1 rRNA gene is annotated in these 459 nt (G+C 47.7%); it reads left to right on the top strand.

Annotated features, from left to right (window positions below):
* Positions 1-459: ribosomal RNA gene (locus C2862_RS25595) — 16S ribosomal RNA — on the top strand; the annotation flags it as partial.

Raw genomic sequence — 459 nt, 5'->3', positions numbered from 1 at the left:
GAATTCGTCCTACGGGGGGCTGCAGTGGGGAATATTGGACAATGGACCGAGAGTCTGATCCAGCAATTCTGTGTGCACGATGAAGTTTTTCGGAATGTAAAGTGCTTTCAGTTGGGAAGAAAGAAATGACGGTACCAACAGAAGAAGTGACGGCTAAATACGTGCCAGCAGCCGCGGTAATACGTATGTCACGAGCGTTATCCGGATTTATTGGGCGTAAAGCGCGTCTAGGTGGTTATATAAGTCTGATGTGAAAATGCAGGGCTCAACTCTGTATTGCGTTGGAAACTGTATAACTAGAGTACTGGAGAGGTAAGCGGAACTACAAGTGTAGAGGTGAAATTCGTAGATATTTGTAGGAATGCCGATGGGGAAGCCAGCTTACTGGACAGATACCGACGCTGAAGCGCGAAAGCGTGGGTAGCAAACAGGATTAGATACCCCGGTAGTCAGGATAGG

Source organism: Massilia sp. Mn16-1_5, from assembly GCF_004798585.1.
Classification (GTDB): domain Bacteria; phylum Pseudomonadota; class Gammaproteobacteria; order Burkholderiales; family Burkholderiaceae_D; genus Telluria.
This window is presented reverse-complemented; position numbering and strand designations above follow the sequence as displayed.